Annotated in this window: 22 protein-coding genes; 13 read left to right on the top strand and 9 right to left on the bottom strand. The window is 71.7% G+C overall.

From position 1 onward, the window contains the following. Positions 1-57: 57 nt before the first annotated feature. Entirely contained in the window at positions 58-2,898 is a 2,841-nt protein-coding gene (gene leuS, locus ACWEVN_RS15110) for a leucine--tRNA ligase (protein ID WP_452051615.1), read from the top strand. A gap of 90 nt (positions 2,899-2,988) precedes the next feature. Then, positions 2,989-3,726 carry a 3-oxoacyl-ACP reductase family protein gene (locus ACWEVN_RS15105; RefSeq protein ID WP_452051614.1) on the top strand — a complete coding sequence of 246 codons (738 nt, stop codon included), beginning with the start codon at positions 2,989-2,991 and terminating at the stop codon, positions 3,724-3,726. On the opposite strand, the gene ACWEVN_RS15100 is transcribed toward ACWEVN_RS15105, so the two are convergent. From ACWEVN_RS15100 to ACWEVN_RS15080, 5 genes are all read right to left on the bottom strand, one after another. Then, complete coding sequence (locus ACWEVN_RS15100) at positions 3,723-4,460, bottom strand: TetR/AcrR family transcriptional regulator (protein WP_449682995.1); 738 nt, start codon at positions 4,458-4,460, stop codon at positions 3,723-3,725. The two genes, ACWEVN_RS15105 and ACWEVN_RS15100, sit on opposite strands and share 4 nt — an antisense overlap. Before the next feature lie 72 nt (positions 4,461-4,532). Beyond that, complete coding sequence (locus tag ACWEVN_RS15095) at positions 4,533-5,168, bottom strand: DUF3558 domain-containing protein (RefSeq protein ID WP_452051613.1); 636 nt, start codon at positions 5,166-5,168, stop codon at positions 4,533-4,535. Further along, complete coding sequence (locus ACWEVN_RS15090) at positions 5,165-5,560, bottom strand: hypothetical protein (RefSeq protein ID WP_452051612.1); 396 nt, start codon at positions 5,558-5,560, stop codon at positions 5,165-5,167. The genes ACWEVN_RS15095 and ACWEVN_RS15090 overlap by 4 nt, the downstream gene beginning before the upstream one ends. Then, positions 5,557-6,300, bottom strand: coding sequence for an ESX secretion-associated protein EspG (locus ACWEVN_RS15085; protein WP_452051611.1), 744 nt, complete (start codon positions 6,298-6,300; stop codon positions 5,557-5,559). Before ACWEVN_RS15085 ends, ACWEVN_RS15090 begins: the two co-directional genes overlap by 4 nt. Beyond that, the gene (locus ACWEVN_RS15080; RefSeq protein ID WP_452051610.1) at positions 6,297-7,640 is read right to left on the bottom strand and encodes a hypothetical protein; all 1,344 of its coding nucleotides are present in this window, start codon (positions 7,638-7,640) and stop codon (positions 6,297-6,299) included. Before ACWEVN_RS15080 ends, ACWEVN_RS15085 begins: the two co-directional genes overlap by 4 nt. 214 nt (positions 7,641-7,854) lie before the next feature. Between ACWEVN_RS15080 and ACWEVN_RS15075 the strand changes: the two genes are divergently transcribed. From ACWEVN_RS15075 to ACWEVN_RS15040, 8 genes are all read left to right on the top strand, one after another. Beyond that, complete coding sequence (locus ACWEVN_RS15075; RefSeq protein ID WP_452051609.1) at positions 7,855-8,364, top strand: YbaB/EbfC family nucleoid-associated protein; 510 nt, start codon at positions 7,855-7,857, stop codon at positions 8,362-8,364. A 25-nt stretch (positions 8,365-8,389) separates the two neighbouring features. Further along, complete coding sequence (locus ACWEVN_RS15070; RefSeq protein WP_452051608.1) at positions 8,390-8,701, top strand: hypothetical protein; 312 nt, start codon at positions 8,390-8,392, stop codon at positions 8,699-8,701. Between the two features lie 10 nt (positions 8,702-8,711). Continuing rightward, entirely contained in the window at positions 8,712-9,668 is a 957-nt protein-coding gene (locus ACWEVN_RS15065; RefSeq protein ID WP_452051607.1) for a WXG100 family type VII secretion target, read from the top strand. Between the two features lie 4 nt (positions 9,669-9,672). Continuing rightward, on the top strand, positions 9,673-10,764 hold the full coding sequence (locus ACWEVN_RS15060; RefSeq protein WP_452051606.1) for a hypothetical protein: 1,092 nt from the start codon (positions 9,673-9,675) through the stop codon (positions 10,762-10,764). Between the two features lie 258 nt (positions 10,765-11,022). After that, a complete protein-coding gene (locus tag ACWEVN_RS15055) occupies positions 11,023-11,892 on the top strand; it encodes a ribokinase (protein WP_449682986.1) in 870 nt (289 codons plus the stop codon). A 28-nt stretch (positions 11,893-11,920) separates the two neighbouring features. Next, positions 11,921-12,658 (top strand): hypothetical protein, encoded by a 738-nt coding sequence (locus ACWEVN_RS15050; RefSeq protein ID WP_452051605.1) that lies wholly within the window; start codon positions 11,921-11,923, stop codon positions 12,656-12,658. Beyond that, entirely contained in the window at positions 12,651-14,321 is a 1,671-nt protein-coding gene (gene ptsP, locus ACWEVN_RS15045) for a phosphoenolpyruvate--protein phosphotransferase (protein WP_452051604.1), read from the top strand. Before ACWEVN_RS15050 ends, ptsP begins: the two co-directional genes overlap by 8 nt. A gap of 797 nt (positions 14,322-15,118) precedes the next feature. Continuing rightward, on the top strand, positions 15,119-16,582 hold the full coding sequence (locus ACWEVN_RS15040) for an MFS transporter (RefSeq protein WP_452051603.1): 1,464 nt from the start codon (positions 15,119-15,121) through the stop codon (positions 16,580-16,582). A gap of 74 nt (positions 16,583-16,656) precedes the next feature. Here the strand turns inward: ACWEVN_RS15040 and ACWEVN_RS15035 are convergent, their stop codons facing one another. Next, a complete protein-coding gene (locus ACWEVN_RS15035) occupies positions 16,657-17,319 on the bottom strand; it encodes a DUF1707 SHOCT-like domain-containing protein (RefSeq protein ID WP_310968391.1) in 663 nt (220 codons plus the stop codon). A gap of 72 nt (positions 17,320-17,391) precedes the next feature. On the opposite strand from ACWEVN_RS15035, the gene ACWEVN_RS15030 reads away from it, so the two are divergent. Further along, positions 17,392-18,420, top strand: coding sequence for a hypothetical protein (locus ACWEVN_RS15030; RefSeq protein WP_452051602.1), 1,029 nt, complete (start codon positions 17,392-17,394; stop codon positions 18,418-18,420). A 3-nt stretch (positions 18,421-18,423) separates the two neighbouring features. Here ACWEVN_RS15030 and ACWEVN_RS15025 read toward each other — a convergent pair whose 3' ends face one another. Genes ACWEVN_RS15025 through ACWEVN_RS15015 form a run of 3 tightly spaced genes read right to left on the bottom strand, consistent with a single transcriptional unit; the run spans position 18,424 to position 21,412 of the window. Then, positions 18,424-19,083, bottom strand: a complete 660-nt coding sequence (locus tag ACWEVN_RS15025; protein ID WP_449684008.1) for a response regulator — start codon at positions 19,081-19,083, stop codon at positions 18,424-18,426. After that, entirely contained in the window at positions 19,080-20,216 is a 1,137-nt protein-coding gene (gene macS, locus ACWEVN_RS15020) for a MacS family sensor histidine kinase (protein WP_449684007.1), read from the bottom strand. Before macS ends, ACWEVN_RS15025 begins: the two co-directional genes overlap by 4 nt. After that, positions 20,213-21,412, bottom strand: coding sequence for an AI-2E family transporter (locus tag ACWEVN_RS15015; protein WP_449684006.1), 1,200 nt, complete (start codon positions 21,410-21,412; stop codon positions 20,213-20,215). Before ACWEVN_RS15015 ends, macS begins: the two co-directional genes overlap by 4 nt. Before the next feature lie 226 nt (positions 21,413-21,638). Here ACWEVN_RS15015 and ACWEVN_RS15010 point away from each other — a divergent pair, with 226 nt between their 5' ends. Next, positions 21,639-22,616 (top strand): hypothetical protein, encoded by a 978-nt coding sequence (locus ACWEVN_RS15010; RefSeq protein ID WP_452051601.1) that lies wholly within the window; start codon positions 21,639-21,641, stop codon positions 22,614-22,616. 263 nt (positions 22,617-22,879) lie between these two features. Beyond that, positions 22,880-26,033: beta strand repeat-containing protein (locus ACWEVN_RS15005; RefSeq protein WP_452051600.1), on the top strand; the 3,154-nt coding region annotated here is incomplete at its 3' end.

The raw sequence follows: 26,033 nt of genomic DNA, 5'->3' as shown, positions 1-26,033 counted from the left end.
GGTGGCTGAGGGGTCGAGTTGTTTCTGGAGTAGCTCGATACGCGAAGGAAGACGGCGATGACCGAGACAACAGGGACCGACGTCCCGGCGCACCGGTATACGGCCGCGCTGGCGGGTCAGATCGAGCAGCGGTGGCAGGACCACTGGGCCGACCAGGGCACCTTCCACGCGCCCAACCCCGTCGGGCCGCTCGCCGTCGAGGGGCAGCCGGTGCCCAGCGACAAGCTGTTCGTCCAGGACATGTTCCCGTACCCGTCGGGCTCCGGCCTGCACGTCGGGCACCCGCTGGGCTTCATCAGCACCGACGTCTTCGCCCGGTACCACCGGATGATCGGGCGCAACGTGCTGCACACGATGGGCTTCGACGCGTTCGGCCTGCCGGCCGAGCAGTACGCGGTCCAGACCGGGCAGCACCCGCGCAAGACGACCGAGGAGAACATCCGGACCTACCTGCGCCAGATCCGGCGCCTGGGCCTGGGCCACGACGAACGCCGTCGCATCTCCACGATCGACCCCGAGTACTACCGCTGGACGCAGTGGATCTTCCTGCAGATCTTCAACTCCTGGTACGACACGGAGGCGGGCAAGGCGCGCCCGATCGCCGAGCTGGAGGCCGCCTTCGCCGACGGCTCCCGGCCGACGCCGGACGGCCGTGACTGGGCGGCGCTGAGCGCGTCCGAGCGGAAGAAGGTGATCGACGACCACCGGCTGGTGTACATCTCCGAAGCGCCGGTCAACTGGTGCCCGGGCCTGGGCACGGTCCTGTCGAACGAAGAGGTCACCGCCGACGGCCGCAGCGAGCGCGGCAACTTCCCGGTCTTCCGCCGCAACCTGCGGCAGTGGATGATGCGGATCACCGCGTACGCCGACCGCCTGGTCGACGACCTGGACCTGCTGGACTGGCCGGAGAAGGTCAAGTCCATGCAGCGGAACTGGATCGGCCGCTCGCACGGCGCCCGCGTCACGTTCAAGACCGGCGAAGACGCGATCGAGGTCTTCACGACCCGGCCGGACACCCTGTTCGGCGCCACCTACATGGTGCTGGCGCCGGAGCACCCGCTGGTCGACAAGCTGACAGCCGCCGCGTGGCCCGAGGGCGTCGACTCGCGCTGGACCGGCGGCGCCGCGACGCCCGCCGAGGCCATCAAGGAGTACCGCGTCGCCGCGTCGCGGAAGTCCGAGCTGGACCGGCAGGAGAACAAGGAGAAGACCGGCGTCTTCACCGGGGCGTACGCGACGAACCCGGTCAACGACAAGCAGATCCCGATCTTCGTCGCCGACTACGTACTGATGGGCTACGGCACCGGCGCGATCATGGCCGTCCCCGGCCAGGACGTCCGCGACTGGGAGTTCGCCGAGAAGTTCGGGCTGGACATCATCCGGACCGTGCAGCCCTCGGAAGGCTTCGACGGCAAGGCGTTCACCGGCGACGGCCCGGCGATCAACTCGGGCTTCCTGGACGGCATGGACGTCGCCGAAGCCAAGAAGACGATCATCGACTGGCTGTCGGAGAAGGGCGCCGGCACCGGGACCGTGCAGTACAAGCTGCGCGACTGGCTGTTCTCGCGCCAGCGCTACTGGGGCGAGCCGTTCCCGGTGGTCTACGACTCCGACGGGGAAGTGCACGCCGTTCCCGAGTCGATGCTGCCGATCGAGCTGCCCGAGGTCGCCGACTACTCGCCGGTGACGTTCGACCCCGAGGACCGCGACTCGATGCCGTCGTCGCCGCTGGCGCGCGCGACGGACTGGGTCGAGGTCGAGCTGGACCTGGGCGACGGCGTCAAGAAGTACCGCCGCGACATCAACACGATGCCGAACTGGGCGGGTTCCTGCTGGTACCAGCTGCGCTACCTGGACCCGACGAACACCGAGACGTTCTGCGCGCCGGAAAACGAGCAGTACTGGATGGGCCCGCGGCCCGGCGAGTACGGCGCGGACGACACCGGCGGCGTCGACCTGTACGTCGGCGGCGTCGAGCACGCGGTGCTGCACCTGCTGTACTCGCGGTTCTGGCACAAGGTGCTGTTCGACCTGGGGCACGTGACGTCCAAGGAGCCGTACCGGAAGCTGTTCAACCAGGGCTACATCGAGGCGTACGCGTACACGGACGCGCGCGGTGTCTACGTCCCGGCCGAGCAGGTCGAGGAGCGCGACGGGAAGTACTTCTTCGAGGGCGAAGAGGTCACCCAGGAGTACGGCAAGATGGGCAAGAGCCTGAAGAACGTCGTCACGCCGGACGAGATGGCCGAGAACTACGGCGCCGACACGTTCCGGTTCTACGAGATGGCGATGGGCCCGCTGGCCATGTCCCGCCCGTGGGCGACGAAGGACGTCGTCGGTGCGCACCGGTTCCTGCAGCGGCTGTGGCGCCTGGTCGTCGACGAGGCGACCGGCGAGCTGCGAGTGTCCACTGAGGACGCTTCGGAAGCGGACCGCAAGGTGCTGCACAAGACCATCGCCGGCGTCCGCGAGGACTACGCGGAGATGCGGTTCAACACGGCCGGCGCGAAGCTGATCGAGCTGAACAACCACGTCACGAAGGTGTACGGCGCGGCCGCGTCGACGCCGCGCGAGCTGGCCGAGCCGCTGGTGCTGATGCTGGCGCCGCTGGCCCCGCACCTGGCCGAGGAGCTGTGGCACCGGCTGGGCCACGCGGATTCGCTGGTGCAGGGCCCGTTCCCGGTGGTGGACGAGAAGTACCTGGTCGAGGACTCGGTCGAGTACCCGATCCAGGTCAACGGCAAGGTCCGGTCCCGGGTCACGGTCCCGGCGTCGGCGTCGCAGGACGAGGTCCAGGCGGCGGCGCTGGCGGACGAGAAGGTCGCGGCGATGGTCGGCGGCGGCTCGCCGCGCAAGGTCATCGTGGTGCCGGGCCGGCTGGTCAACATCGTCCTGTAACGCGCTGTCCGAAAGCTGCCGGTGATCGTCTCCGGTTCTCGATTTGATTGAGCTGTCAACGAAAACGGCTCGAGCAAAGGAGAACCGGGGATGACCCTCGACGGCAAGGTGGCGCTGGTGACGGGCGGCAGCCGCGGCATCGGAGCGGCCACGGCACTGCGGCTCGCCGAGGACGGCGCGGACGTCGCGCTGACGTACCAGCACAACGGCGCGCGGGCGGCCGAGGTGGTCGAGCAGATCAAGCACCTCGGGCGCCGCGCGCTGGCGATCCAGGCGGATTCGGCGGACGCGGCCGCGGTTTCGGCCGCCGTTTCCGCTGCGGTGGCCGAGTTCGGCCGGCTCGACGTCCTAGTGAACAACGCAGGCGTCGGCTTCGTCGGCGCCTTCACGGAAACCGCGCTCGAAGACGTCGACCGGGTGCTGGCGGTGAACGTCCGTGGCGTGTTCGCGGCCACCCAGGCCGCGGCCGGCGTCCTGGCCGACGGCGGCCGCGTGATCACGATCGGCAGCTGCGTCACGGACCGCGTACCGGGCCCGGGCATGGCGCTGTACGCGACGAGCAAGGCGGCGATGGTCGGCCTGACCAAGGCGCTGGCCCGCGAGCTGGGCCCGCGCGGCATCACGGTCAACCTGGTCCACCCGGGCCCGACGGACACGGACATGAACCCGGCCGACGGCCCGTACGCGGCGGACCAGCGCGCGCTGACGGCGTTCGATCGCTACGGGAAGCCGTCGGAGGTGGCTTCGGCGGTGTCCTACCTGGCTTCACCCGGCGCCGAATACGTGACGGCGGCGGTGCTTTCGGTGGACGGCGGCCACGCGGCCTAACCGGAGTAGAGCCCGATCTCCCGCGCCAGGTCGGCGAGCATCGATTCGAACAGGACGTCCGGTTTGGACATCGGGATCGGGTAGTTGCCGAAGACCTCGAGCGTGACGTGCCCGTAGAGCCGGGCCCAGAACTGGATCATCAGGTACGTCACGCCGAGGTCGATCTTTTCGACGGGCACCCCCTGATCGGACTCGACGAGCACGGTGACCAGCGACTCCTGGAAGGTCTTCAGGTCGTCCCGCAGCTCATCGGGCACCCCGCTGGCCGACGGCAGCACGATGTCGTGCCGCGCCAGCACCCGCCCGGCGGCGGCCAGGAAGATCCGCCCGAACGGCTCGTCGACCCGGCTCAGCGCACTCCCCGACGTCGACCCGATCCCCCCGGTCGGCGACGCGAAGACGAGCGTGAATTCCTTCGTGTGGGTGAGCGCCCACCGCCGGAAGCCCTTGCAGATGGCGAACAGCTGCAGCACCCCGTCGTCCGGCAGCTCGGCGATCTCCTCGGCGAGATCGTCGGCCAGGTCGGCGCAGACGTCCAGCCGCAGGTTCTCGACCAGATCGTCCCGCGACTCGTAGTACCGGTAGAGCGCGGGCGCGGTGATCCCCAGCTCCCGCGCGATGGCGCGCAGCGTGACCGCCTCCGGCCCCTGCTCGACGAGCAGTTTCCGGGCGGTCCGCCGGATGTCCTGTTCGGTAGCCGCACGCGCGCGACCCCTCCGAGTGGGGTGGCTCATCCGAACAGTCTAGGTGCTTAGTACGACAGATTTTGCATTAACGCGATCTCCGACGTAACGAAAAGGTGCAGCTCAGGCGCGCGCCTTGAGGTTGGTCAGCACGGTGTCGGCCACGCCCCGCCCGAGCTGGCAGGCGTCTTTTCCGGCCTGGACCGCCGAGTCGCCGATGCTCAGCGAGACCGAGTAGGTGAGGTCGTCCGCGACACCGACGACGATCACACAGGCCCGGTTGTCGGTCGTTCCGGCGTCCACGTAACCGATCGCCGGATGCCCCTGGATCGGCTCCAGGTCGTCCACCCAGCGTTCGGCCTTCGGCTTCACGTTCTTGTAGGGAAGGCTGAGTCCTTGCCCGGACTTGGTGTCGTAGCCGACCAGGATCCCGGCGGACGAACCCGAGGCGCTGGACCAGTCGCAGGTGGGGCCCAGTTCGGTGTCGCTCGCTTTCGGGGCTTTCGGTTGCCCGAGGTAGCCCTTGAGTTGTTCGGCCGTCAGCGCCGAGTCGCAGGGGTTGCCGTCCAGCACGGCCGCCGGGAGCGGGTTGTCGACCTTCGGTGCCCCGCTGTTCGGCAGCTCCGCGCTGCCGGTGGAGCCGTTGCTGGTCGGTGCGGGGCTCGCCGTGCCGTTCGTCGGGCTCTTTCCCGTGCACGACGTCAGCAAAGCCGCACCCACGACGACGGCGGTGGCGGTCAGGAGAACGTGACGGCTCATTCGAGCGACCCCTTGATCGTCTTGGTCGAGTCTGCTGCTTGCTGATCCGCGGCTTCGGTGATGCCGAGGGCTTGCTGCAACCTCCGGATCAGCTCCGTGAGGTAGTTGAACTGGTAGTGCAAGTGGCCCTCGTAGTAGGCGCCCGCTTCGTTGATCCCGTTGGGCCCGTTCACCGCCGCTTGGCTGACCGGTTCTTCCGCCGGTGGTGTCGCCATCATCAAATAGCGCGCCGATCGCAACTGTTCGGAGAGCGCGTCACGTTGAGTCTTGGCCTTTTCGAGCATCGCGCGCATCTCGGCCGAGCTCATCGCGAACCCCTGCCCCCCGGCCGGCCCGGCACTCGGCAGATCCGTCGCCCAGAAACCGATCCCGCTGAAGATCGAGCCCGTCATCGTCCTCCCCCCAACCCGTTCAGGGTCGCGCACAGCACCTCGGCCAGCGCATCCCGGGTGCCCGGCTGAAAACTGACCATCCGCTCGCGCCCCGGGTACACGTACGTCAGCACCCGGCCCGTGCCGGCCACGTCCACCGCGGTGATCGGTGCGCTGCGAGCGCCGCGGTTCACGGCGTAGCACTGGTGCACCCCCGTGCGCCGTGCCGCCATCAGCCGGCGTGCCCACGGCAACGGGTCGTGCCCGCGGTCGGCGGTCGGGTCGTCGAGGTCGTACGACTCCTCGACCGCGCGGCCCGAGAACCGCGCCTCCGGGATCGACACCGCCGAAATCCGCGCCGGCGGCACCGGGGGCAGCACGTCCACCAGCGCCTCCGCGAGCCGCGACGGCTCGACGACGTCGATCCGGACCGTCTCGTCCTTCCGGATCAGCCGCAGCGCGTCCGGCCCCGATGCAGACACGAGCACCGTGCCCGATTCGTCCGCTTCGACGTCGCCCAGCCACGCCGTGAACTGGTGGACGCCCTTCGCCAGGACGCGCAGGACGTCCCGGAACTCCCGCGTCAGCGTGCCGCCGGCCGCGAGCCGGAGCGAGGTCAGGACGTCGAGGACCTGCTCGTCGAGCCGCTTGCGGGTCTCGTCGCCGAGCCAGAGGTTGTCGGCGCCGAGGACCGCCGGCGGCCGGCCGTGCCGTTCCCACTCCCACGCCGTCAGCAGAGCCCTCTCGGGCAGGAAGATCACAGCCCGATCACCGGGGGCACCGTCCGCTCGTCGGAGCCGCCGAAGATGCTCTCCGGATCCGCCTCCACCAGGTACGACGCGCGCTGGTGCTCCGCGTCCTCCTCACCTTTGCCACCCTTGGCGCCGGGGCCCATGCCGCCCATCCCCGGCGCACCCGGCTTGCCCGCCGCGCCGCCGCGGACGCCGCCCGCCGCGCCGGGACGTCCTTCACCCGGGACGCCGGATCCGGTCGAAGCGCCAGGACCACGGACACCCGCGCCGGTGCCGCCGCTCGCGCCCGACGACGAGCCCGGCCCGAAACCGCCAGGGCCGAAACCGGGACCGAACCCACCACCGGGACCGGACCCTGGGCCGAATCCCGGCGTCGGTGGCTGGTAACCCGGCGGGTACTGCGTCGCCAACGGCGGCACGTAACCCTGCGCGCGAACACTGTCGTCCACGCCGGGCGTGTGCGACCCCGGCGGCAGGACCTGGCTCGGTGGAACGACCTGCCCCGGCGGCGGTGGCGCGACCGGCGGGTGGACCGCGGGCGGCGGCTGAACCTGCCGGCCGATCGACCGGTCGTCGTCGCCACCACCGGTCCGCGTCCGCTTGCGAGGCGGTGGCTCGACCGGGTCCTGCACCGTGAAGTCGCCGCCGGTGTACTCGCGGAGCTGGCCGTAGTCGATCGTCCGGGCCGCGGTGTTCGAGCTGGACTGCTGCGAATACGCGGTGTACCGCTCGACGTTCTCCTGCGCCTTCCGGTTGTACTGGTTGATCTTGTCTTCGGTGTCGGTGTCCCACGGCGTCGCGACGTCCCAGGCGCTGCGCGTCGGCGGCTGGTCGGTGACGTCCGGGTGCAGCGAGTTCTTCATCCGGTGGAACTGGTCGATCTGCGCCTGGGCCAGCGTCGAGTTGCGGTCCAGCGTCGTGGACGCCGAGGTCGCCGACGCCGTCAACGGCCGGAGCCGCTCCCGGGCCGCGTCCGACGCCCCGCCCGTCCACGCGGATTCGAGATCGGAAGTCAGCTCGCGCGTGCCCTGCTCCAGCCGGCGCTGGTAAGCCGACTGGTCGACGCCCGCCTGGTGCACCTTCTGCAGCGACTCGGTGCCGGGACCGTTCATCACCGCCTGGACCAGCTGAGCGGGCGAGAGCCCGGAGGCCTGCGGGTTCGCCGCCCCGGTGCCGGTCTGCGAGCCGACGTAGGCGCCCGCGACCGCGCCGGGCAGCCCACCCGCCAGCAGGCCGACACCCGCACCCGTCAAGACGTTGCCGAGCCGCTCACCGCCCGACTGGACGGCGTGCGCGATCTCCGACCCGACGTGCTTGGCAGCGTCGAGCATGTCGCCGAACAACCCCACCGAACCGCGCTCCCCTCGCGTTCGATCTCCCCTCTTGCGTCACGCACGATACCCCAGCGGTTACCGACGGTGTGGAGAATCGACCAGGTCAGGTGCTCGCACCTGCCGCCGCGCGCAAAGACGGGTGGGGAAAACCGGAACCCTCCGAAACTGTCGGACCGGTGTGCCACACTCGGTGCTCGTACGGCTACTGACGTGAACAGGGGAGGTTCGCGTGTCGAATCCTGAGCAGCTGCTGGCGAGCTTCGACGCCAAGATCGCCGAGGCCAAGCAGCGGGGCGACCGCATGCAGGCCGAAATGGCGGCCGTCTCGGTGTCCGAGCGCAGCCAGGACGGCCAGATCGCGGTCGAGGTCAACCACCTCGGCAACCTGGTCGGCCTGGAGATCGGGCACGCGGTGCGGGAGAAGGCGAGCCTCGCCGACGAAATCCTGCGCACCGTCCGGCGCGCGCAGAGCAAGCTGGCGGGTGCCGTGCAGGCCGGGATGCCGTCGATCGCGGGCACCGAGACCATGGACGAGCTGGTCCGGCAGCTCCACCACGAATTCCCGGAGCCGGAGCCGCAGGGCTTCGTGGACGGTGGCTACGCGGCGCCCGCGAACGAAGGGGCGCGCTTCATCGCCGAGGAACCGCCGGCGCCGAAGCCGAAACCGGCGCCGCCGCGTCCCGCGCCCGAGGCCGGCGCCGACGACGACTACTTCAGCGACGGCGACTACCTGCGCTGACCAGGACGACGAGGGAGGGAAGACCGTGACCGACATCCGGATCAAGCCGGAGCAGCTGCTGTCCCACGCCAAGAAACTCGAACCGTTCGTCGACCGGTTCGCGAAGACGCTGGACGCGGCGGCCCAGGTCGTCGACCCGATGGCGTTCGGCCTCATCGGCCAGGCCTGCGGCCTCGGCGCGCTGTGCGGCGTCGCCCAGACCCTGGGGAGCGACTCCATCGGCCACGCGAAGAACGTGGCCCAGGAGCAGATCGATCGCGTGCGCACCTGGTCTCAGCACGTCGACTGGCGCGAGCAGGACGTCAAGGCGAGTTTGGAAGGCATCCACCTTGACTGAGAACGCGTTGGTGACCGAAGCCGAGAAGAAGGTCGAAGAAGGGTCGTCGGCGCTCGAAGGCGCCGGGATGGCGCAGGACTTCTGGGACGCGGCGACGAAGGCGGCCGACGACGACTGGACCGAAGGCCTGCTCAACCTCGGCTTCGGTGCCATGGGGGTGATGGATTTCCTCCGTGACCCGATCGCCGGCCTGGCGAGCATGGGGCTCGGCTGGCTGATCGAGCACGTCGAATTCCTGCGCGCCCCACTCGACTGGGTCACCGGGAACCAGGAACAGCTCGACGTCATGCAGGAGACGTGGAGCGGCATCAGCGACGAGATCGACGCCATCGCCAAAGACCTCCTGGAGACCGTGAAGGCGGACAGCGCGGAGTGGCAAGGGCAAGGCGCAGACGCGTACCGCGCGTTCGTCGCCGACCTCGGCGACATGTACTCCGGGGTGGCGGGCGGCGCGAAGGCCGTCTCCGTCCTGATCGACGTCTGCAAGAGCATCCTCAACGTCGTGCGCAGCGTGCTCCGCGACTTGCTCACCGAGTGCATCGGCAAGCTGATCAGCATCCTCATGCGGTACCCGGGCCCCGCGGCGCCGGCGGGCCTGGCCGGCGAAGGCACGGCCGAAATCGCCCAATGCGGCTCGCGGATGTCGGAGTGGCTGAAGAAGCTCATGCGGGCCTTCCAGAAGGGCATCAGCCAGTTCAACCACCTCAGCGGGTTGTTCCGGACGGTCGGCCGGAAGCTGCTCGCCGCACTGCAGGACGCGGCCCGCGCGGCGCCGGGCGTCTTCAAGGACGGGCTCGAGGAACTGCCCAAGGCGCTCGGCGAAGAAGCCGGGAAGGAAGCGGGCAAGAAGACCGCGGGCGCCTACGACGAAGCCGACAAGGAGTACCGCGAGAACCACTACAACGAAAAGAAACCCGAACCGGTCTTCCGGCAGCAGGGTGGCCAGCGGATCTCCGGGTCGATCTAGCGCCGTGGTCTCGACGACTCCCGGCGAGCCGGAGACGGCCGCGGTTCAGGTCCGGTTGCCGATCCACAACACGCCGTCCGAACTGAGGGCGGCTGTCGGGTGCATGGCGTTCTTCGGCGTCGTGCTCGCTGCCGCGGCCGGAGCCCTGGCCTGGGTGCGGAGCGGAGATCCGGTCATGCACCTGGTCTCGCCCGTGCTCGGTGCGCTGGCGTTGCTGTGCTTCTGCGCCAGGCCGATCCTGCGGCGGTACCTCCGTCGCCACGGTGCATTGGTGACGGCGCGGGTCGAATTCGGCCCGGACGGCTTCCGGCAGCCGCTCGAAGACAAGACGACGCTGGTCCTCCCCTGGGACGACGTCCGCCGCTTCGACTTCCGCGGCGGGCAGCCCGGCGGCCGGGTCGCGCTCGCTGTTTCGCTGGTGGACGAAGAGGCGATCAAGAACCTGAACCCCGACTGCCGCCACAAGTCCGAAGACGGCTTCATCCTGTCCTCGGCGATGGCCCCGGAGGAGGCCGAAAAGGCCTCGGCGGCGATCGAGCGGTACCGCCCCGGCCTCGTCCGGTGGACGTCCAAGAACGTCCGGCGCGGCGGCTTCGGCGTGCCGAACCCGGTGAAGCTGCTGGTCAGGCGGTGGAGCGCGGACCAAGTGCGGACGCTCGTCCGCGCCGAGCAGGCTTCCGGCGGCCGGTTGCTCGTCCTGTGGGTAGCTTGGCTGGCCGTCATCGCCGACTTCGTGGCGCCGGCCTTCTTCGACATCCCGCCCGGCATCCCGCTGCCGGTCGCCGTGGCGATCTGGGTGCTGCTCTACCTGACGCGCTACCGGGGTCAACCCGGCGAATTCGTCCTGGCCGCCGACGCGATCACCTGGCAGCCCGAGGAAGGCGAACCGATCAGGGTGCGACGCGCCGAACTCGCCCGGTTGATCGCGGAGCCCTCGGCGAAGAGGGCCACGCGCCACTACGTCTCGGTGCACGCGATCCTCCGTCGCGGCGAGGAGCGGCAGCTGGCAGCGAAAGTTTCCCCGGGCGCGGCCAAGAGCGTCATCGCGAAAGGGGGCGGGGCGCCGCCGACGCCGATCACTCGGGGGGCTACGTGATCGGCGCCGGCGACCTGATGCCCTGTCCGGCTCGCGCCGGCTGGAGCACCGTCATCACGTCTCGCGTGATGACGCACCTGGAGAGCGGGACCGGTCCGCCAAGTGACGTCCGGGGGACGAGCATCCCCCGATTAGGTGACGGGCATCCGCTGCTCGCATGATTGTCGCACTCAACGCCGGATAAGTTACAAAAACCTTCACTTTCCCCTGGTACACCCTTCCCGACCTGGTCGGACGGCTTTCGTGGGACAGTGCGGTATGAACTCCGACGTACTCGTTGTGGGATCCGCCAACGCCGACCTCGTCGTCGCCGTGGATCGGCGGCCGGCGGGTGGCGAGACCGTGCTGGGCGGGGACACCGTCCTGTCCCCGGGTGGCAAGGGGGCCAACACGGCGGTCGCGGCGGGCCGGCTCGGCGCGGACGTCGCCCTGCTCGGCGCCGTCGGCGACGATCCCTACGGCCGGCTGCTGCTCGATTCGCTCCGCGCCGCCGGCGTCGACACCGGTCTCGTGCGCACCAGCGAGCGGCCGACCGGCATCGCCTACATCACCGTCACCCCGGACGGCGAAAACGCGATCCTGGTGTCCCCCGGCGCCAACTCCAGCCTGGAGCCCGCCGACGTCGACGCCGTCTTCGACGGGGTCGAAGTCATGGTCGCGTCGCTGGAGGTGCCGCTCCCGACCGTCGAGCACGCCGTCGCGCGGGCTGCCGAACGCGGCGTGCGGGTGCTGCTGAACCTGTCACCGGCGGCGAAGCTTTCTCCGGAGACGCTGGCCAAGCTCGACGTCCTGCTGGTCAACGAGCACGAGGCCGCGTGGCTCACCGGGCCCGGCGCGGACTTCCGGCAGCTGCTCGACCTCGGCCCGCGGGCGGCCGTCGTCACGCTGGGCGCGGCCGGCGCCGTGGTCGTCGAAGCCGGTTCGGTGAGCCAGGTCGAGTCGCCGAAGGTCGAAGCCGTGGACACCACCGGCGCCGGGGACGCCTTCGCGGGGGCGCTCGCCGCGTCGCTCGCCGATGGCGCCGACCTGGTCTCGGCGGCGAAGCGTGCGGTCCGCGTCGCGGCGTTCAGCGTGACGCGGCCCGGGGCTCAGCCGTCCTACCCGACCGCCGCCGACCTGGGGGAATGATCACCCGGAGGCCCGGGTTGCACGTCACATGGGCGACTCGTTCGGCTCGGCCTGGTGGCGCGGCTACGCGGCTCAGCTGCGGGCGATCGCGGACGCACGCCGTCCCGACCGGCTCGCGATCATGCCGCTCGACGAAACCCTCAAGGCGCTCGGCAAGCAGACCGAACTCGACGAAGGCGTCTACGACGTGCCGCTGGAGGGCGTCGTCGGCACGGTCGCCCGCGCCGGGGACTTCGACCGCGAGTTCCGGCCGCGCAACCGCGCGCTGCGCGACCGCTGGGAACACCTGACACGGACGTCGGCGGACCTCCCGCCGGTGCGGCTCGTGCGGCTCTCCGACATGTTCTTCGTCGAGGACGGGCACCACCGCGTCGGCATCGCCCGCGCCCGCGGCGCCCGGACCATCCGCGCGCGGGTCCGCTGGATCAGCACGGTCGCCTGCGCGTTGCGCTGCCTGACGCTCGCCGACCTGCCGTCGAAGACCGCCGAGCGGATGTTCCTCGAGCGCGTCCCGCTGCCCGACGACGTCCGGCTCGGACTGTGGCTCGACGACCCGGCCGACTGGTTCCGGCTCGCCGACTCGGCCGAGGCCTGGGGTTTCCGTCGTATGCTGGCCGGACGGCCCGTCCGCAGCCGCGGCGAATTGGCCGACTCCTGGTGGCACGAGGAGGTCCGGCCGGTGCTCGAGCAGGTACGGCAGCGGGGTTTGTGCCCGCCACCACGAGATATCCAGGCTTACCTGAGCTATGGTCTAGACCATGCCTGAAGTTGCCGCCGCCGTGCCCGAGCCTGCTGCCGCCTCCGCGGGACCCCTGTCCGGGGTCGCCGTCAGCCCTGGCCGCGCCAGCGGTCCCGTCGTCCGGGTCGCGGAGCCGCTCGGCGAGCCCGCCGCCACCCCCGCCCCGGCCGATCCGGCCGCCGAGGCCGCCCGGATCGCCCCCGCGGCCGCGACCGTCGCCGGCCGGCTGGAGAAGCAGGCCGAGACCGCCACGGGCGAGGCGGCGACGATCCTCATCACCACTGCGGCGATGGCGGCCGACCCGGCGCTGGCGGCCCAGGCCGAAACGCTGGTCAAGACGCAGGGACTGCCCGCCGCACGCGCCGTCTACCAGGCCGCCGAAGGCTTCGCCGAAGCGCTGGCCGCGGCCGGCGGGTACATGGCCGAGCGCGTTCGCGACGTCCGCGATGTCCGGGACAGGCTGATCGCCGAGCTGCTCGGCATCGCCCCGCCCGGGGTGCCCAAGCTGGCGTCGCCGAGCGTGCTGGTCGCCCGCGACCTGGCCCCGGCCGACACCGCCGGCCTCGACCCGGCGAAGGTGCTCGCCCTGGTCACCGAAGAAGGTGGCCCCACCAGCCACACCGCGATCCTGGCGCGGGCGCTCGGCATCCCGGCCGTCGTGGCGGTGCGCGGGCTGCTGGCCCTGGACGCGCAAGCGCTTGCGGTCGACGGCGACACGGGCACGGTCGAGGTCGCCGACCCGTCGGCCCCGGTCGTCACGGCCACGGTGGCCCAGCTCGCCGAGTGGAACGGCACGGGAGCGACGGCCGACGGCCACCGCGTGAAGGTCTACGGCAACGTCGGCTCCCCGGCCGACGCCCACGCCGCGGCGGACGCGGGCGCCGAAGGGGTGGGCCTGTTCCGCACCGAGTTCTGCTACCTGGACGCGGCGGACGAGCCATCGGTGGCCGACCAGCGCGCGGCGTACACGGCGGTGCTGTCGCCGTTCCGCGGCAAGCCGGTGATCGTGCGGACCCTGGACGCGGGCGCCGACAAGCCCCTGGCGTTCCTGTCCCCGGAGGCCGAGCCGAACCCGGCGCTGGGCGTGCGGGGCTTGCGCGTGGCGTTCGACCGCCCGGAGGTGCTGGACCGCCAGCTCGAAGCGATCGCCGGCGCGGCGGAGGACTCGGGCGCCGAGGTGTCGGTGATGGCTCCGATGGTGGCCACGGTCGAGGAAGCGGCCTGGTTCGCGGAGCGCGTACGCGCAGCAGGCATCGCCCGCGCGGGCGTGATGATCGAGATCCCGGCCGCGGCGCTGAGCGCCCGCGAAATCCTCGAAGCGGTGGACTTCGTCTCGGTGGGAACGAACGACCTGGCCCAGTACACGTTCGCGGCGGACCGCCAGCTGGGCGCGGTGGCCAAGCTGAACGACCCGTGGCAGCCGGGGCTGTTGCGCCTCCTGAAGCTGATCGGCGACGCGGCAAAGCAGACAGGAAAACCGGCCGGCGTCTGCGGCGAAGCGGCGGCCGACCCGAGGCTCGCCCTGGTCCTGGCGGGCTTGGGCCTGACGAGCTTGTCGATGAACGCCCCGGCAATCCGAGCGGTCGGAGCAAGCTTGGCGGCGGCAACGCTCGCAGAGTGCGAAGCCTTGGCGGAGGCAACGCTGGCAACGTCAGACCCGACATCCGCCCGCGCGGCGGCGCGGCCCTGATACCCGACGCCGACCTGGCCGCCCGCGCCGCGGCCAGGGTCGGCCGGGCGGTTGGTCGCCCCAGGTCGCCTCTCTTGGGGCTCACCCGGCCGCTCTCCGCCCTGGGGCCCTGATCTCGACCACCAGAACAGCCAGCTCCACCGCCTCGCCCGAACGCGCCCCGACCAGAACAGCCAGCTCCACCGCCTCGCCCGAACGCGCCCCGACCAGCCCGGTCCGCCGCTGGCTCGGCTCGCCTTGCGGCCCCGGATCCCGCCGCCCGGCTCGCACGGCCAACCCACCCGGCCTGCCGACCAGCCCGGCCTGCCGCCCCGCCGCCGGTCCGGTTCGGCGATTTCCCGGGTGCTCGGCTCACCGGCCTGCAGCTGCAGTTCGCGCATCGCGGCGAAGAGCTGGCTCAACGCCTGGCCTGCCTGGCCTGCCGACTCGCCCGGTTTGCCGACCGGCCGACTCGCCCGCCGCGGTCCGAGCTGCCGTCCCACCCGGCTGCTGCCCGGCGCCGTCGCTGACCCGGTCCACGGCTCGGCCCGCTCGTTTCGCCCGAGCGCGAATCATCCCCGCCCGCGGGGGCGCCCCCCCACTTTCAGTCTATCGGTCATCACCGACAGTGCTGGCCTGTGCGAACCTTGATCAGCGTGGTTGTCCACATTGATCGAGGGGTGTGGGCAACCACGCCTCAAGGCCCACGAAGCCCGTAACTCCCCACCCGAAAAATCCCCGGCGAGTTGTCGATCCCGCCCGCGCCTGCTCGACGAAGAGGTGAGAAGCGAAGCACCCCGAGTCGAGAGGACCTCACCATGACCGCCACCATCGCCGCCCCGGCCGAAGCCGGCGAGGCCGAAACCGGCGAGGCCCGACCGAGCGGGGCCCAAGCAAACGAAGCTCAAGCGAACGAAGCCCAACCCGCGAGGGCTGGGCGGCGGGAGTGGATCGGGCTGGCCGTGCTGGCTCTGCCCACCCTGCTCGTCTCGCTCGACGTCTTCGTCCTCGTCCTCGCCCTTCCGAAGATCGCCACCGCGCTGCACGCCGATGGAACGCAGCAACTGTGGATCATGGACACCTACGGCTTCATGGTCGCCGGGTTCATGGTCACCATGGGGACGCTCGGCGACCGGATCGGGCGGCGGAAGCTGCTGCTCGTCGGGGCCGCCGCCTTCGGGCTGGCCTCCGTCGGGGCCGCCTTTGCGCCCAGTGCCGGGATGCTCATCGCCGCTCGGGCCGTGCTCGGGATCTCCGGGGCCACCCTTGCCCCCTCGACCCTCTCCCTGATCGGGACCCTCTTCAAGAACCCGCAGCAGCGCGCTCAGGCCATCGGGATCTGGGCCGGCTGCTTCACCGTCGGCGCCATCATCGGGCCGATGGTCGGCGGGCTCCTGCTCGAGCACTTCTGGTGGGGCTCGGTCTTCCTGCTCGGCGTCCCCGCCATGGTCCTGCTCCTCGTCATCGGCCCGAAGCTGCTGCCCGAATACCGCGACGCGCAGGCCGGCCGCCTCGATCTCCCCAGCGTCTTCCTCTCGCTCGCCGCCATCCTGCCCGCCGTCTACGGCGTCAAGGAGCTCGCCCGCGATGGCTTCCACCCCGTTCCGGCCGCCGCCCTGCTCGCCGGGCTGGCCGTCGGGTACGTCTTCTACAAGCGGCAACGCGCCCTGAAGGACCCGCTCGTCGACTTCAGCCTCTTCGCCGCGAAGGCCTTCCGGACCACGCTCGGCGGGATGCTCCTGTTCAGCATGCTCGGCGGCACCACCATGCTCTTCACCGCACAATTCCTGCAGGTCGCGCAGCACCTCTCGCCGGTCGGGGCCGCGCTCGGGCTGCTGCCCGGGATGGCCGCCTCCACCGTCAGCTTCCTCTCCGCGCCGCACCTCGCTCGGCGGATCAAGACGCACGTCCTCATCGCCGGTGGCGTTGCCCTCGCCGCGGGCGGCATGGCGATCCTCGCTCTCGCCGATCCCGCGGCCGGGCCGGGGTGGCCCGCGCTCGGGTTCGCCGTGACGTCGCTGGGGGTCGGGCCGATGGTCGCCCTCGGCACCGACCTCGTCGTCGGCTCGGTTCCGGAGCGGAAGGCCGGGGCCGCCGCGTCGCTGGCGCAGACCGTCAACGAGTTCGGCTACGCCATCGGCATCGCGACCGTCGGCACCCTCGGCAACGCCGTCGTCCGCGCGCACGGCTTCGCCGCCGGGCTGCACGTCGTCGCCGGGCTGGCCGCCGTGGCCTTCGCTTCCCTCGTCTGGTTCGTCGCGCGGAACCTGCGGACCGCCTGAACAGAAACGAAGGCCTCCCCACCCGATGCCTGGGTGGGGAGGCCTCCTTGACGCCGGGGGCAGAGGGGCCCCGGCTAGCCGAAGATGCCGCGCCGCGGGTGGCGGACGACCAGGGAACCGCCGTGGACGCGGCCGCTCAGCACGTAGCGCGGGTTGCCCATGCGGCCGTTGCTGCGCGTCTTGTCCTCCATCGAACCGAACTTGACGTCGCCGATCGCGTTGAGGTCCACCGCCGCGTGCTCCGGGATGATGATCTCGACCGAACCCCACTTGGCGTCCAGCTCGAGGTACACCACCGGCGACTGGACCTGGGCCTCGGTGAAGTCCAGCTTCGTCGAGCCGTACTTGTTGCGCACCACCAGCTGGGACGGCACCACCCACGGCCCGCCGCGGTGCAGCGACGAGTACTTCGCGTTCAGCTCGACCCGCTGCCCGCTCGGAAAGCCGCTGTAGCCGGCCGGTGCCGCGTACGCGGGCGCGGCGGCGAGGGCCGCGGCCGGGTGGTACAGGCCCGCGAGGTCGGCCAGCACCGCGTTCAGCTCGCCGCGCGTCCGCGACGCCAGCGCGCGGTCGGTGCGCTCGGTGAACTCGTCGAGGTCGATCATCCCGCGGCCGATCGCCTTCTGCAGCACGCCGACGACGTGTTCGCGCTCGTCGTCCGACACCCGGAGATCGCGCTCGCTCAACGGCTTGGTTTCGGTCACCGGTTCCGCCGCCGCGGTCTCTTCCTCGCCCATGCCCACGATGGTAGAACTGGATTTCACCAGGGAGATCGGGGGAAAACCCTGAACGGACCCGTAGTCCGCGCCATGGCCGCCGTCGCGGCCGCCCTCCTGCTGACCGGGTGCACCAACACCGCACCCCCGCCGCCGCCACCCCCGCCGGGGCCGCTGGCGGAACTCTCCGGCATCCAGGCGACCGGCGGCATCGGTGTCACCGCGCTGCTGCCGACCGTCGCCCCCACCCTGTTCGACGCCGACCGCGGCCCCGTCGCCACCCCGCCCGGCTACCCGGGCGGTGACGTCCAGCTCGATGTCGTGCGGGCCGGGACGCACGTCGTCCTGACGGTCCGCCCGATGTACCCGAAAGACCCCGAGCCCTTCGACATCCTCGAGTACACCGGGCCGTCGAGCCCGCCGCGGTCGCTCGGCAAGGCCTGGTCGGCGGGTCCGGACGCCGGTGGCGAAGGCCTGTGGCTGATCCGGCAGGACGCGCCGGACGACTGCCGCCTCCAGCACCTCTCGTTCGCCGGCGGCGAGCTCGGCCGCGGCCAGCCCGCCAGCTGCCGCACCCAGGTGCGGACCGAGACCCGGCACGGCCTGCTCATCACCATCAACGCCGACGCCGCCGAGTCGACCGACGCCCTGATCGAACCGGCGACCGGCCGCACGATCCGGCAGGCGCCGCGCATCCTCGGCGCCGCCGGCGACTGGCTGCTGCTCGACGGCCTGACCGACCTGACCCTGGTCGACCTGCGGGACAACAGCAGCAAGAAGCTCAGCCGGCCGTCGATCGGCTCGGCGCCCGCCGTGGTGCCGTCGCGCGAAGGAGCGATCTGGGCCGTCGACTTCGCGAACCCCGCCTACCGCGGCACCAGCACGCAGACGCGGGACCTCTGGCTGCTGCGCCCGGACGGGCCGACCTGGGACCACGCCCCGGGGATGCCGTTCGTCACCGAGCACCTCAAGCGCGGCGGCGGCTTCGGCTGGTCGGCGGCCGGGGACCTGGTGCTCGCCGACCGCGTCCTCGCCGCGTGGCACCCCGGCGAACCGCAGTGGCGGCTGAGCCGGGCCGCCCTGCCCGCCGGCACCTGGTCGGGCCTGGCGGTCGTGCCCTGAGGGTCACTCCTCGTCGAGGCCGTGCTCGATCGCGTACCGGGCCAGCTCGACGCGGTTGTGCAGCTGCAGCTTCCGCAGCGTCGACTGCACGTGGTTCTCCACCGTCCGGTGCGACAGCACGAGCCGCTCGGCGATCTGCCGCGCGGTCAGCCCCTTCGCGACCAGGCGCAGGACGTCGGTTTCGCGCTCGGTCAGCCGCGGCGGCTCCGCACCTTCGGCGGGCGCGTCGGCCATCCGCCGGTACTCCCCGAGCACCAGCCCGGCCAGGCCCGCGGTGAACACCGGGTCGCCGGCCGCGGTCCGGTGCACGGCGTCGACCAGCTCGACCGCGGACGCCGACTTGACCAGGTACCCGGACGCCCCCGCCTTCACCGCCTCCAGGACGTCCTTGTGCTCGCCGCTCGCCGAGAGCACCAGCACCTTCGTCGACGGCAGCGCCGCGGTGATCTCGCGGGTCGCGTCCACCCCGGAAGTGCTGCCCAGGTTCAGGTCCATCAGGACGACGTCCGGCTGCACGGTGCGGGCGATCCGCACCGCCGCCTCCGCGTCCGGCGCGGTCGCCCGGACGTCGAAGCCGTGTTCGGTCAGGTCTCGGGCCACCCCGTCGCGCCAGATCGGGTGGTCGTCGACCACCATGACGGAGATCCGCGGTTCGTCGCTCATCTCGCACCCCTCGTGCTCGGCACCCTGACCTCCCACTCCGTGCCCCGGCCGGGCCCGGTGTCGAGGGTCGCGCTCCCCCCGAGATCGCGGACCCGCCCCCGGATGGATTCCACCACGCCGAGGTGCCCGTCCGCGGCGGCTTGCTCGAGAACGCCGTCCGGTATGCCCGGTCCGTCGTCGCGGATGCTCACCACGACCTCGTCGCCGAGGTCCTCCAGCAGCACCCAGGCGTGCGCGTCCGGGCCCGCGTGCTTCTCGACGTTCGACAGGGCTTCGCGGGTCACGGCGACCAGTTCGCCCGTGACGTGCGCGGGCAGCTCGACGTCGTCCGCCGGCGCCGAGACCTGCACCGACGACGTCGCGAGCACCTGCAACGCAGCGCGCAGGCTCATCGTGCCGCTGTCGGTCAGCTGCACCGGCTCGGTCGTCACCAGCGACCTCAGCGCGATCTCCTGCTCGCCGGCCAGCCGGGCCAGCTCTGCCGCTTCGCCGCCGACCTCGTTGCCGCGCTTGCGGACCCGCGCGAGCACCTGCAGCACGCTGTCGTGGATCGACCGCGCCAGCCGCTCCCGCTCGGCCGTCGCCGCTTCCTTCCGCAGTGCCTGCTCCAGCCGCGCCGACGACCGGCGGGCCATCGTCGAAGCCATGCCGACCAGCAGGCCGGCGGCGGCGAGCAGGACGCCGTCGCGGGCGACGTCGAGGTCGAACTTCTCCCGCGCCAGCCCGGTCGCCACGCCGACCACCAGCCCGGCGAGCACCCCGCCGGACGCGCCGAACCGGGCGCCCGCGGCGACCGGCGGCACGGCCGCCCACACTGTGGTGATGAGCGGGACGTTGAGCGCGAACTGCGTGTCGCTGAGCACCCACGGGGAGCTCAGCAGCAGCCCGGTGGTGAACACGAGGTCGAAGACGACCAGCGACGGCGGCCGCGTCCGCTCGCGCAGGTAGAGGAAGCTGCTGACGACCGACCACACGGCCATCACGCCGAGGATCGTCCACGCCAGCCACTCGCGCCGGTACTCACCGCTCTGGACGATCACCGTGCCGCAGGCGAACGCCCAGGTGAGGAAGCGGAAGGCCAGCACGCCCCGCCACATGGGCGTGACGGGGTCGGGAGTCCGCCGGACGGTCACTTCTCGTCTTCGCCGCGCGTCGGCACTTCCGCCTTCGGGGATCCGGGTGTCGCGTCGTTCGGCTGCGCGGCCTGATCCGCGAGGACGTTCACCTCGGCCGGGTCCGGGTTCTCCTCGTGCAGCAGGGACCGGATGCCCGCGTTGAGCACGGCCAGGATCGGGACCGCCATCAGCGCGCCCGCGATGCCGCCCACGACGAGGCCGACGGTGATGGCGAGGACGACGGAGAGCGGGTGCAGCTTCACCGCGCGCCCGAGCAGCAGCGGCTGCAGCACGTGGCTTTCCAGCTGCATCACGCCGATCACGATGGCCAGCACGATCACCGCGCCGATGAAGCCGTTGGTGACCAGCGCGATCAGCACCGCGACCCCGCCGGTGATGACCGCGCCGATGATCGGGATGAACGCGCCGAGGAACACCAGCGTGGCCAGCGGGATCACCAGCGGTACGCCGACGATCCACAGGCCGATGCCGATGCCGACGGCGTCGACGACCGCCACGGCCGCCGTCGCCCGCACGTAGCTGACCAGCGACGCGAACCCGCGGCGCCCGGCGACGTCGACCCGGTTGCGGACCCGGCGGGGCGCGACGCGGACGAGGAACGTCCAGATGCCGTCGCCGCCGCTGAGGAAGAAGATGGTGATGAACAGCGTGAGCAGGAAGCCGGTGACGATCTCGCCGACCGTGCTCGCCGTGGTCAGCGCCGTGTCGGTGAGCCAGCTCTGGTTGTTCTGCAGGAAGCCGAAGACCTGGTTGATGAACTGCTGGATCTGCTCCTGGCGCAGGTGGATCGGTCCGTAGATCAGCCAGTCCTTGATCTGGGTGAGGCTCTCGTTGAGCTGCCGCTGCAGCTGGGGCAGGCCGCTCGAGAACTGCGTGACGACGAACGTCAGCAGCCCGCCCAGCACGGCCAGCCCGGCGATCAGCACGATCGCCGTCGCGAGTCCCCGCGGGAACCGGACCGCCACGAGCTTCTGCACGGCCGGCGCGAGCAGCGCCGACAGGAGCAGGGCGATGCCGAGCGGGATCACGACGACGGACAGGCGCCCGATCACCCAGCCCACGACGTACAGGGCCGCGGCCACCACGATCAACCGCCACGCGAGTGCGGCACTTATCCGTAGGCCCCGGGGGATCAGCCCGGTGACGTCCTCGTGCTCCGGCAGAAACGGGTCTTCACGTCGCGCGTGGGTCACCGGCTCACCGTAGCGGTTGCTCCGCCCGATTCGGCCGCTTTCCCGCGGCCGCGTCCGACACGCGTGACGGCCAGGGATGATCACCGACCGTCAGATCGGGCTACACCGTGTGTCTTTCACACGATGGGGGCATCAAGTCGTGTCGAGGGTGCGCGGCGCGGCGCCGGTTTGATTAGGTCGCTTCCGCAACGGCCGGATCACGAACCCGACACGAGGAGACCACCCAGTGGCGAACACGGCGACGAACGAGGGGCAGGGCGCGAAGCGCGTCGGCCGTCTCGTGTCGCGTGCGCTGCTGGTCCTGGGTGGCGCGATGGCGGGCACCGCCGCCGCGTGGTTCGTCTCCGACGCCGCCGCTTCCGCCGACACCGTCCAGGTGGGCACCGCCTCCGTCACCCCGGTCACCGACGCCACCGCCGCCGGGATCGGCGACGTGAACCGCGGCGCCGGGCACTTCGCGGGCGAGGTCGCCGGCTCGGTCGCCGACGCCGCCTGCCACCAGGACGCGACGACGTGGAGCGAGCCGCAGGCCCCGCGGTGCGGCCGCACCGACGCCGGCACGCTGCAGCACGAGGTCTCCGAGCACGTCAGTGCCTCGGTCACCGACCTCGCCGACGACGCGGTGCTGACCCCGACCCAGCGCACCCTCGGCGCGTTCGAGCACATCGCGCGCAAGCCGGAGGACACCCGCCAGGTCATCGAGGAGACCATCGCCCCCGCGCCGGCCACCGACTTCGGCCGCCAGGTGTGGCAGCTGCTCGACCCGGCCGGCCACGGCGACCTGGTCCCGCTCCCCGTCCTCCCGGGCGCCGCCCCGGTCGAGGAGGAGCCGGTGACCTCCGGTACCGGCGAGGTCGCGGGCACGCCCGCCGTCTCGACCGTCGAACTTCCCGCCGCGCTGCGAGCCGCGCTCGCGATGCCGGCGGGTGGACAGCACGACGGCACCGGTGCCGCGGGGGACTCCCGCGACGGGCACCGTGACCTGCCGTCGCCGCTGACTCCGGCGCAGCTTCCGATCGCGCCGGCCGTCCCCACCGCCCCGGGTGGCACCACGGCCCCCGGTGGACACCTCGACGGCTTCAACTTCGGCGTCCCCTTCTGGACGACCGAAGCCGTCGACTCCGCTGTCGCGGCGATGAGCCGCGCCGGCCTGCGCCACTCGCTGCGCACCCCGGGCGAACAGCCCGGCGTCACTCCTGACTGAACACCTCCCTTCACGGGTCGCTGAGGCGTCCACGTCCGTCCTTCGCTGACGGCTTGGCGTCCGCGCAATCCCCGTGACACGGCGGTGCGCTTTTTCGCGCCCGCACGAAGTTCCACCTCCCCCTGGTGCGGCTCGGACCTTTCCGATTTCGACGAGCGCACCCCCATGAACCCGCAAGGGAACCCGAAATAAAGGAGAAAAACCCCATGCAGACGTGGGCAAAGCGCGGACTCCAGACCGCATTTGTCACGGGTGGGTTGCTGATGCTGGGCACCGGCATCGCCTCGGCTGACGAGAACGTCAACCCTGACACCCCTGCCTCGCCGCTCGACCTGAACGTCACGGCTCCGATCCAGGAGTCCAACAACGCGGTCGGCACCCCCTTCGGCCAGCTGGACCTGCCCGCCGGGCAGACGGAGCTGAGCACCAAGCCGGTCACCAAGGCCGCGAACGAGGCTGCGAAGCAGCTCGACGACGCGAGCCCGATCAGCGAGAGCACCCTCGGCGGTGTCTCCAAGGCCGACGGCGCGGGCAAGTTCACCCCGAGCCACAACAACCTCAAGGGCAACAAGGTCACCGGTGACCTCGTCGTCCCGATCCAGATCGTCGACAACGCCATCGGCGTCATCGGCGACGCGAACGTCCAGGGCGGCGACCACTCGCAGACGTGGACGCACGACCAGGACGTCAAGACGACCGGCAAGGACTCCAGCCTCGCGGGCAACGCCGTCGTCCTCGACTGGGCGCTCCCCGTCCAGATCGCCGGCAACGGCGGCGGGGTCGCCGGCGGCACCGGCCGCGTGACCGGTGGGTCGGCCAGCCAGAGCACCACCGAGACCGGGGACGTCGACACCAACGGCGACGGCTCCGCGCTCTCCGGCAACGTGGTGGCGGGCCAGTTCGCCACCCCGGTGCAGGTGACCGGGAACGCCGCTTCCTACCTGCTCGGCAACGGGCAGAGCCACGGCTACTCGGCCGACACCGTCGCCACCTCCGGTGGTTCGCTGCTGAGCTCCGGCGACCAGGCCTCCGGGTCGGGCAACGTGGTCGGCGCGCCGATCGCCCTGCCGGTCAAGTTCAACTGCAACTCCGGTGCGGTGTGGGGCTCGCTGTCGAACTCCGACGGCTGCAACACCTCCGCCGACGCCACGGCCGGGGCCACCCGCAAGGGCAGCCTGGGCATCCCGACCTACCTCGAGACCAGCGGCGACGACTCGTTCCTGTCCGGCAACGGCGGGGCGGCCTCGCTCTCCCCGATCGCGAACGTCGCGGGTGTCGCGGGCTCGTGGATCGGCAACGCCTCGGCGGGCATCCCCAGCGCCGGCAGTTCCTCCAGCACTGTCGACTCGGGTGGCTTCGTCAAGACCACCGGTGACGACTCCAGCGGGTCGGGCAACGTCCTCAACCCGTCGGTCGCGCTGCCGGTCGAGGCCTTCGGCATCGGTGGCACGTACATCGGCCAGGCGAACGCGGTCCACGACAACACGACCGACGCCAACGCCGGCAACGGCAGCTACACCAAGGGCAACGGCGCCTTCCTCGGCGGCAACATCGTCAACACCCAGGCCGCGGGCGCGCCCGAGGTCTTCGGCATCGGCGGCAGCCACATCGGCAACGCGACCGGCACGGCGACCGAGGACAAGACGGTCACCGCCGGGGCGTACGACGGCACCCAGGGCGCCAACTCGTCCGGCTCGGGCAACGTCGTCCAGGTCCCGGTGGGCCTGCCCGCCGAGGTCTTCGGCATCGGTGGCTCGTTCATCGGCCAGGGCTCCGGCGCGGCCGACGAGACCAAGGTCGTCTCCGGCGGCGGCGGTGGCAGCACCGTGGACGACGGCGGCTTCCTGAGCTCGAACCTGGGCACCGTCCCGCTGTCGACCCCGGTGCAGGCGGCCAACATCGGTGGCGCCCTCATCGGCCAGGGCCACGGCAAGGGCTCGACCGACACCACGTCCAACGCGGGCGGCGACGTCAAGGCCCACGGCCCGGCGGGTGCCGGCGCGGGCAACATCGTCGAGGCCCCGGTCGCGCTGCCCGTGCAGGCGATGGGCGTCGGTGGCGCCCTCGGCGGCATCGGCACCGGCGAGAACGACAACATCACCGACGCGACGGCGGGCGGCGACGCCGTGACCGACGGCCGCGACGGTGCGCTGACCGGCAACATCGTCAAGGCCCCGATCGCGGGCGCCGGCTCGGTCTTCGGCGACGGGATCGCTGCGGCCGCGCTGGGCACCGGCAAGGGCACCAACGACGTCGAGTCGGAGGCGGGCGGCGACGCCACCACCAGTGGCGACCGCGGCAGCGTGGCCGGCAACATCGTCGGTGTCGACCCGCTCGCGGTGGCGCAGGTCTTCGGGGACGCCGCCAGCGTGGCGGGCGTCGCCAAGGGCGCCGGCATCAACATGACCGAGGTCGAGAACGCGGGCGACGACACCACCTCCGGTGTCGAAGGCGCGATCTCGGGCAACATCCTCGACCTGCCGGTGACCGCGATCGCGCAGCTGTTCGGCGACGCGGTGACCGTGGGCGGCGTGGCGCACGCCATCGGCGACAACACGCTGACCACGCACAACGGTGGCAAGGCCGTCACCGCCGGCGACCAGTCCGCGCTGTCGGGCATCAACGCCTACCACGCGTTCGCGCTCCCGGTGCAGATCTTCGGCGTGCCGCTCGAGCTGCTCGGGGTCGCCACCGCGCACGCGACGGACATGACCAGCATCGACGACGAGGCCGCGGACCCCATCGCGTTCCCGGCCGAGGGTTCGGAGCTGGCGGCGGACGAGCTGCCGTCGCTGGCCGCGCTCCGCAGCGGCCTGCCCACCCAGGGCGGCCTGCCGTCGGTGGACGGCCTGTCCGGCAAGCTGCCGGTCGCCGGCCTGGTCGGCGGTCTGCCCTCGCTCGACGGGCTGACCGGCGCGCTGCAGACCAGCAACCTGTCCACCGAGGGCCTGGCCACCCAGGGCCTGCCCATGAGCGGGCTGCCGATGGCGGCCGGCCTCGCCAGCAACCTGCCGACCGCCGGGCTGCCCACCCAGGGCCTGCCCGCGCTGCCGGTCGCGGCTCCGCTGGCCACCCAGCGCGCTGACGTGCCGTCGGTGACCAGCCCGCTGTCGGGTGTCTCGACCCTCCCGGCCCCGGCGCTGCCGAAGCCGGCCCTGCCGACCGTCCCGGCGCTGCCGGTGAACGGCCTGGCGTCGCTGGGCACCCTCGGCGGCCACGGCACCGAGCGGGCCGACGTGCCGGCCGCGGGCCTGCCCATCGCCGCTCCGGCGCTGCCGGCCCTGGGTGGCGTTCCGGCGCTGCCGAAGCCGGCCCTGCCGGCGCTGCCCACCGCGCTGCCCGCGGTGAACGGCCTGTCGTCGCTGGGCTCGCTCGCGGGCCACGGCACCGAGCGTGCGGACGTGCCGGCCACCGGCC

Source organism: Amycolatopsis sp. NPDC003861, assembly GCF_053605405.1.
Note: the sequence above shows the minus strand (reverse complement) of the source record. Positions and strands in the feature narration are given on the sequence as shown.

Bases quoted from the DNA above. Each gene is read 5' to 3' on its own strand.
- leuS (WP_452051615.1), top strand. From the start codon at position 58: ATGACCGAGACAACAGGGACCGACGTCCCGGCGCACCGGTATACGGCC.
- ACWEVN_RS15105 (WP_452051614.1), top strand. From the start codon at position 2,989: ATGACCCTCGACGGCAAGGTGGCGCTGGTGACGGGCGGCAGCCGCGGC.
- ACWEVN_RS15100 (WP_449682995.1), bottom strand. From the start codon at position 4,460: ATGAGCCACCCCACTCGGAGGGGTCGCGCGCGTGCGGCTACCGAACAG.
- ACWEVN_RS15095 (WP_452051613.1), bottom strand. From the start codon at position 5,168: ATGAGCCGTCACGTTCTCCTGACCGCCACCGCCGTCGTCGTGGGTGCG.
- ACWEVN_RS15090 (WP_452051612.1), bottom strand. From the start codon at position 5,560: ATGACGGGCTCGATCTTCAGCGGGATCGGTTTCTGGGCGACGGATCTG.
- ACWEVN_RS15055 (WP_449682986.1), top strand. From the start codon at position 11,023: ATGAACTCCGACGTACTCGTTGTGGGATCCGCCAACGCCGACCTCGTC.
- ACWEVN_RS15050 (WP_452051605.1), top strand. From the start codon at position 11,921: ATGGGCGACTCGTTCGGCTCGGCCTGGTGGCGCGGCTACGCGGCTCAG.
- ptsP (WP_452051604.1), top strand. From the start codon at position 12,651: ATGCCTGAAGTTGCCGCCGCCGTGCCCGAGCCTGCTGCCGCCTCCGCG.
- ACWEVN_RS15040 (WP_452051603.1), top strand. From the start codon at position 15,119: ATGACCGCCACCATCGCCGCCCCGGCCGAAGCCGGCGAGGCCGAAACC.
- ACWEVN_RS15035 (WP_310968391.1), bottom strand. From the start codon at position 17,319: ATGGGCGAGGAAGAGACCGCGGCGGCGGAACCGGTGACCGAAACCAAG.
- ACWEVN_RS15030 (WP_452051602.1), top strand. From the start codon at position 17,392: ATGGCCGCCGTCGCGGCCGCCCTCCTGCTGACCGGGTGCACCAACACC.
- ACWEVN_RS15025 (WP_449684008.1), bottom strand. From the start codon at position 19,083: ATGAGCGACGAACCGCGGATCTCCGTCATGGTGGTCGACGACCACCCG.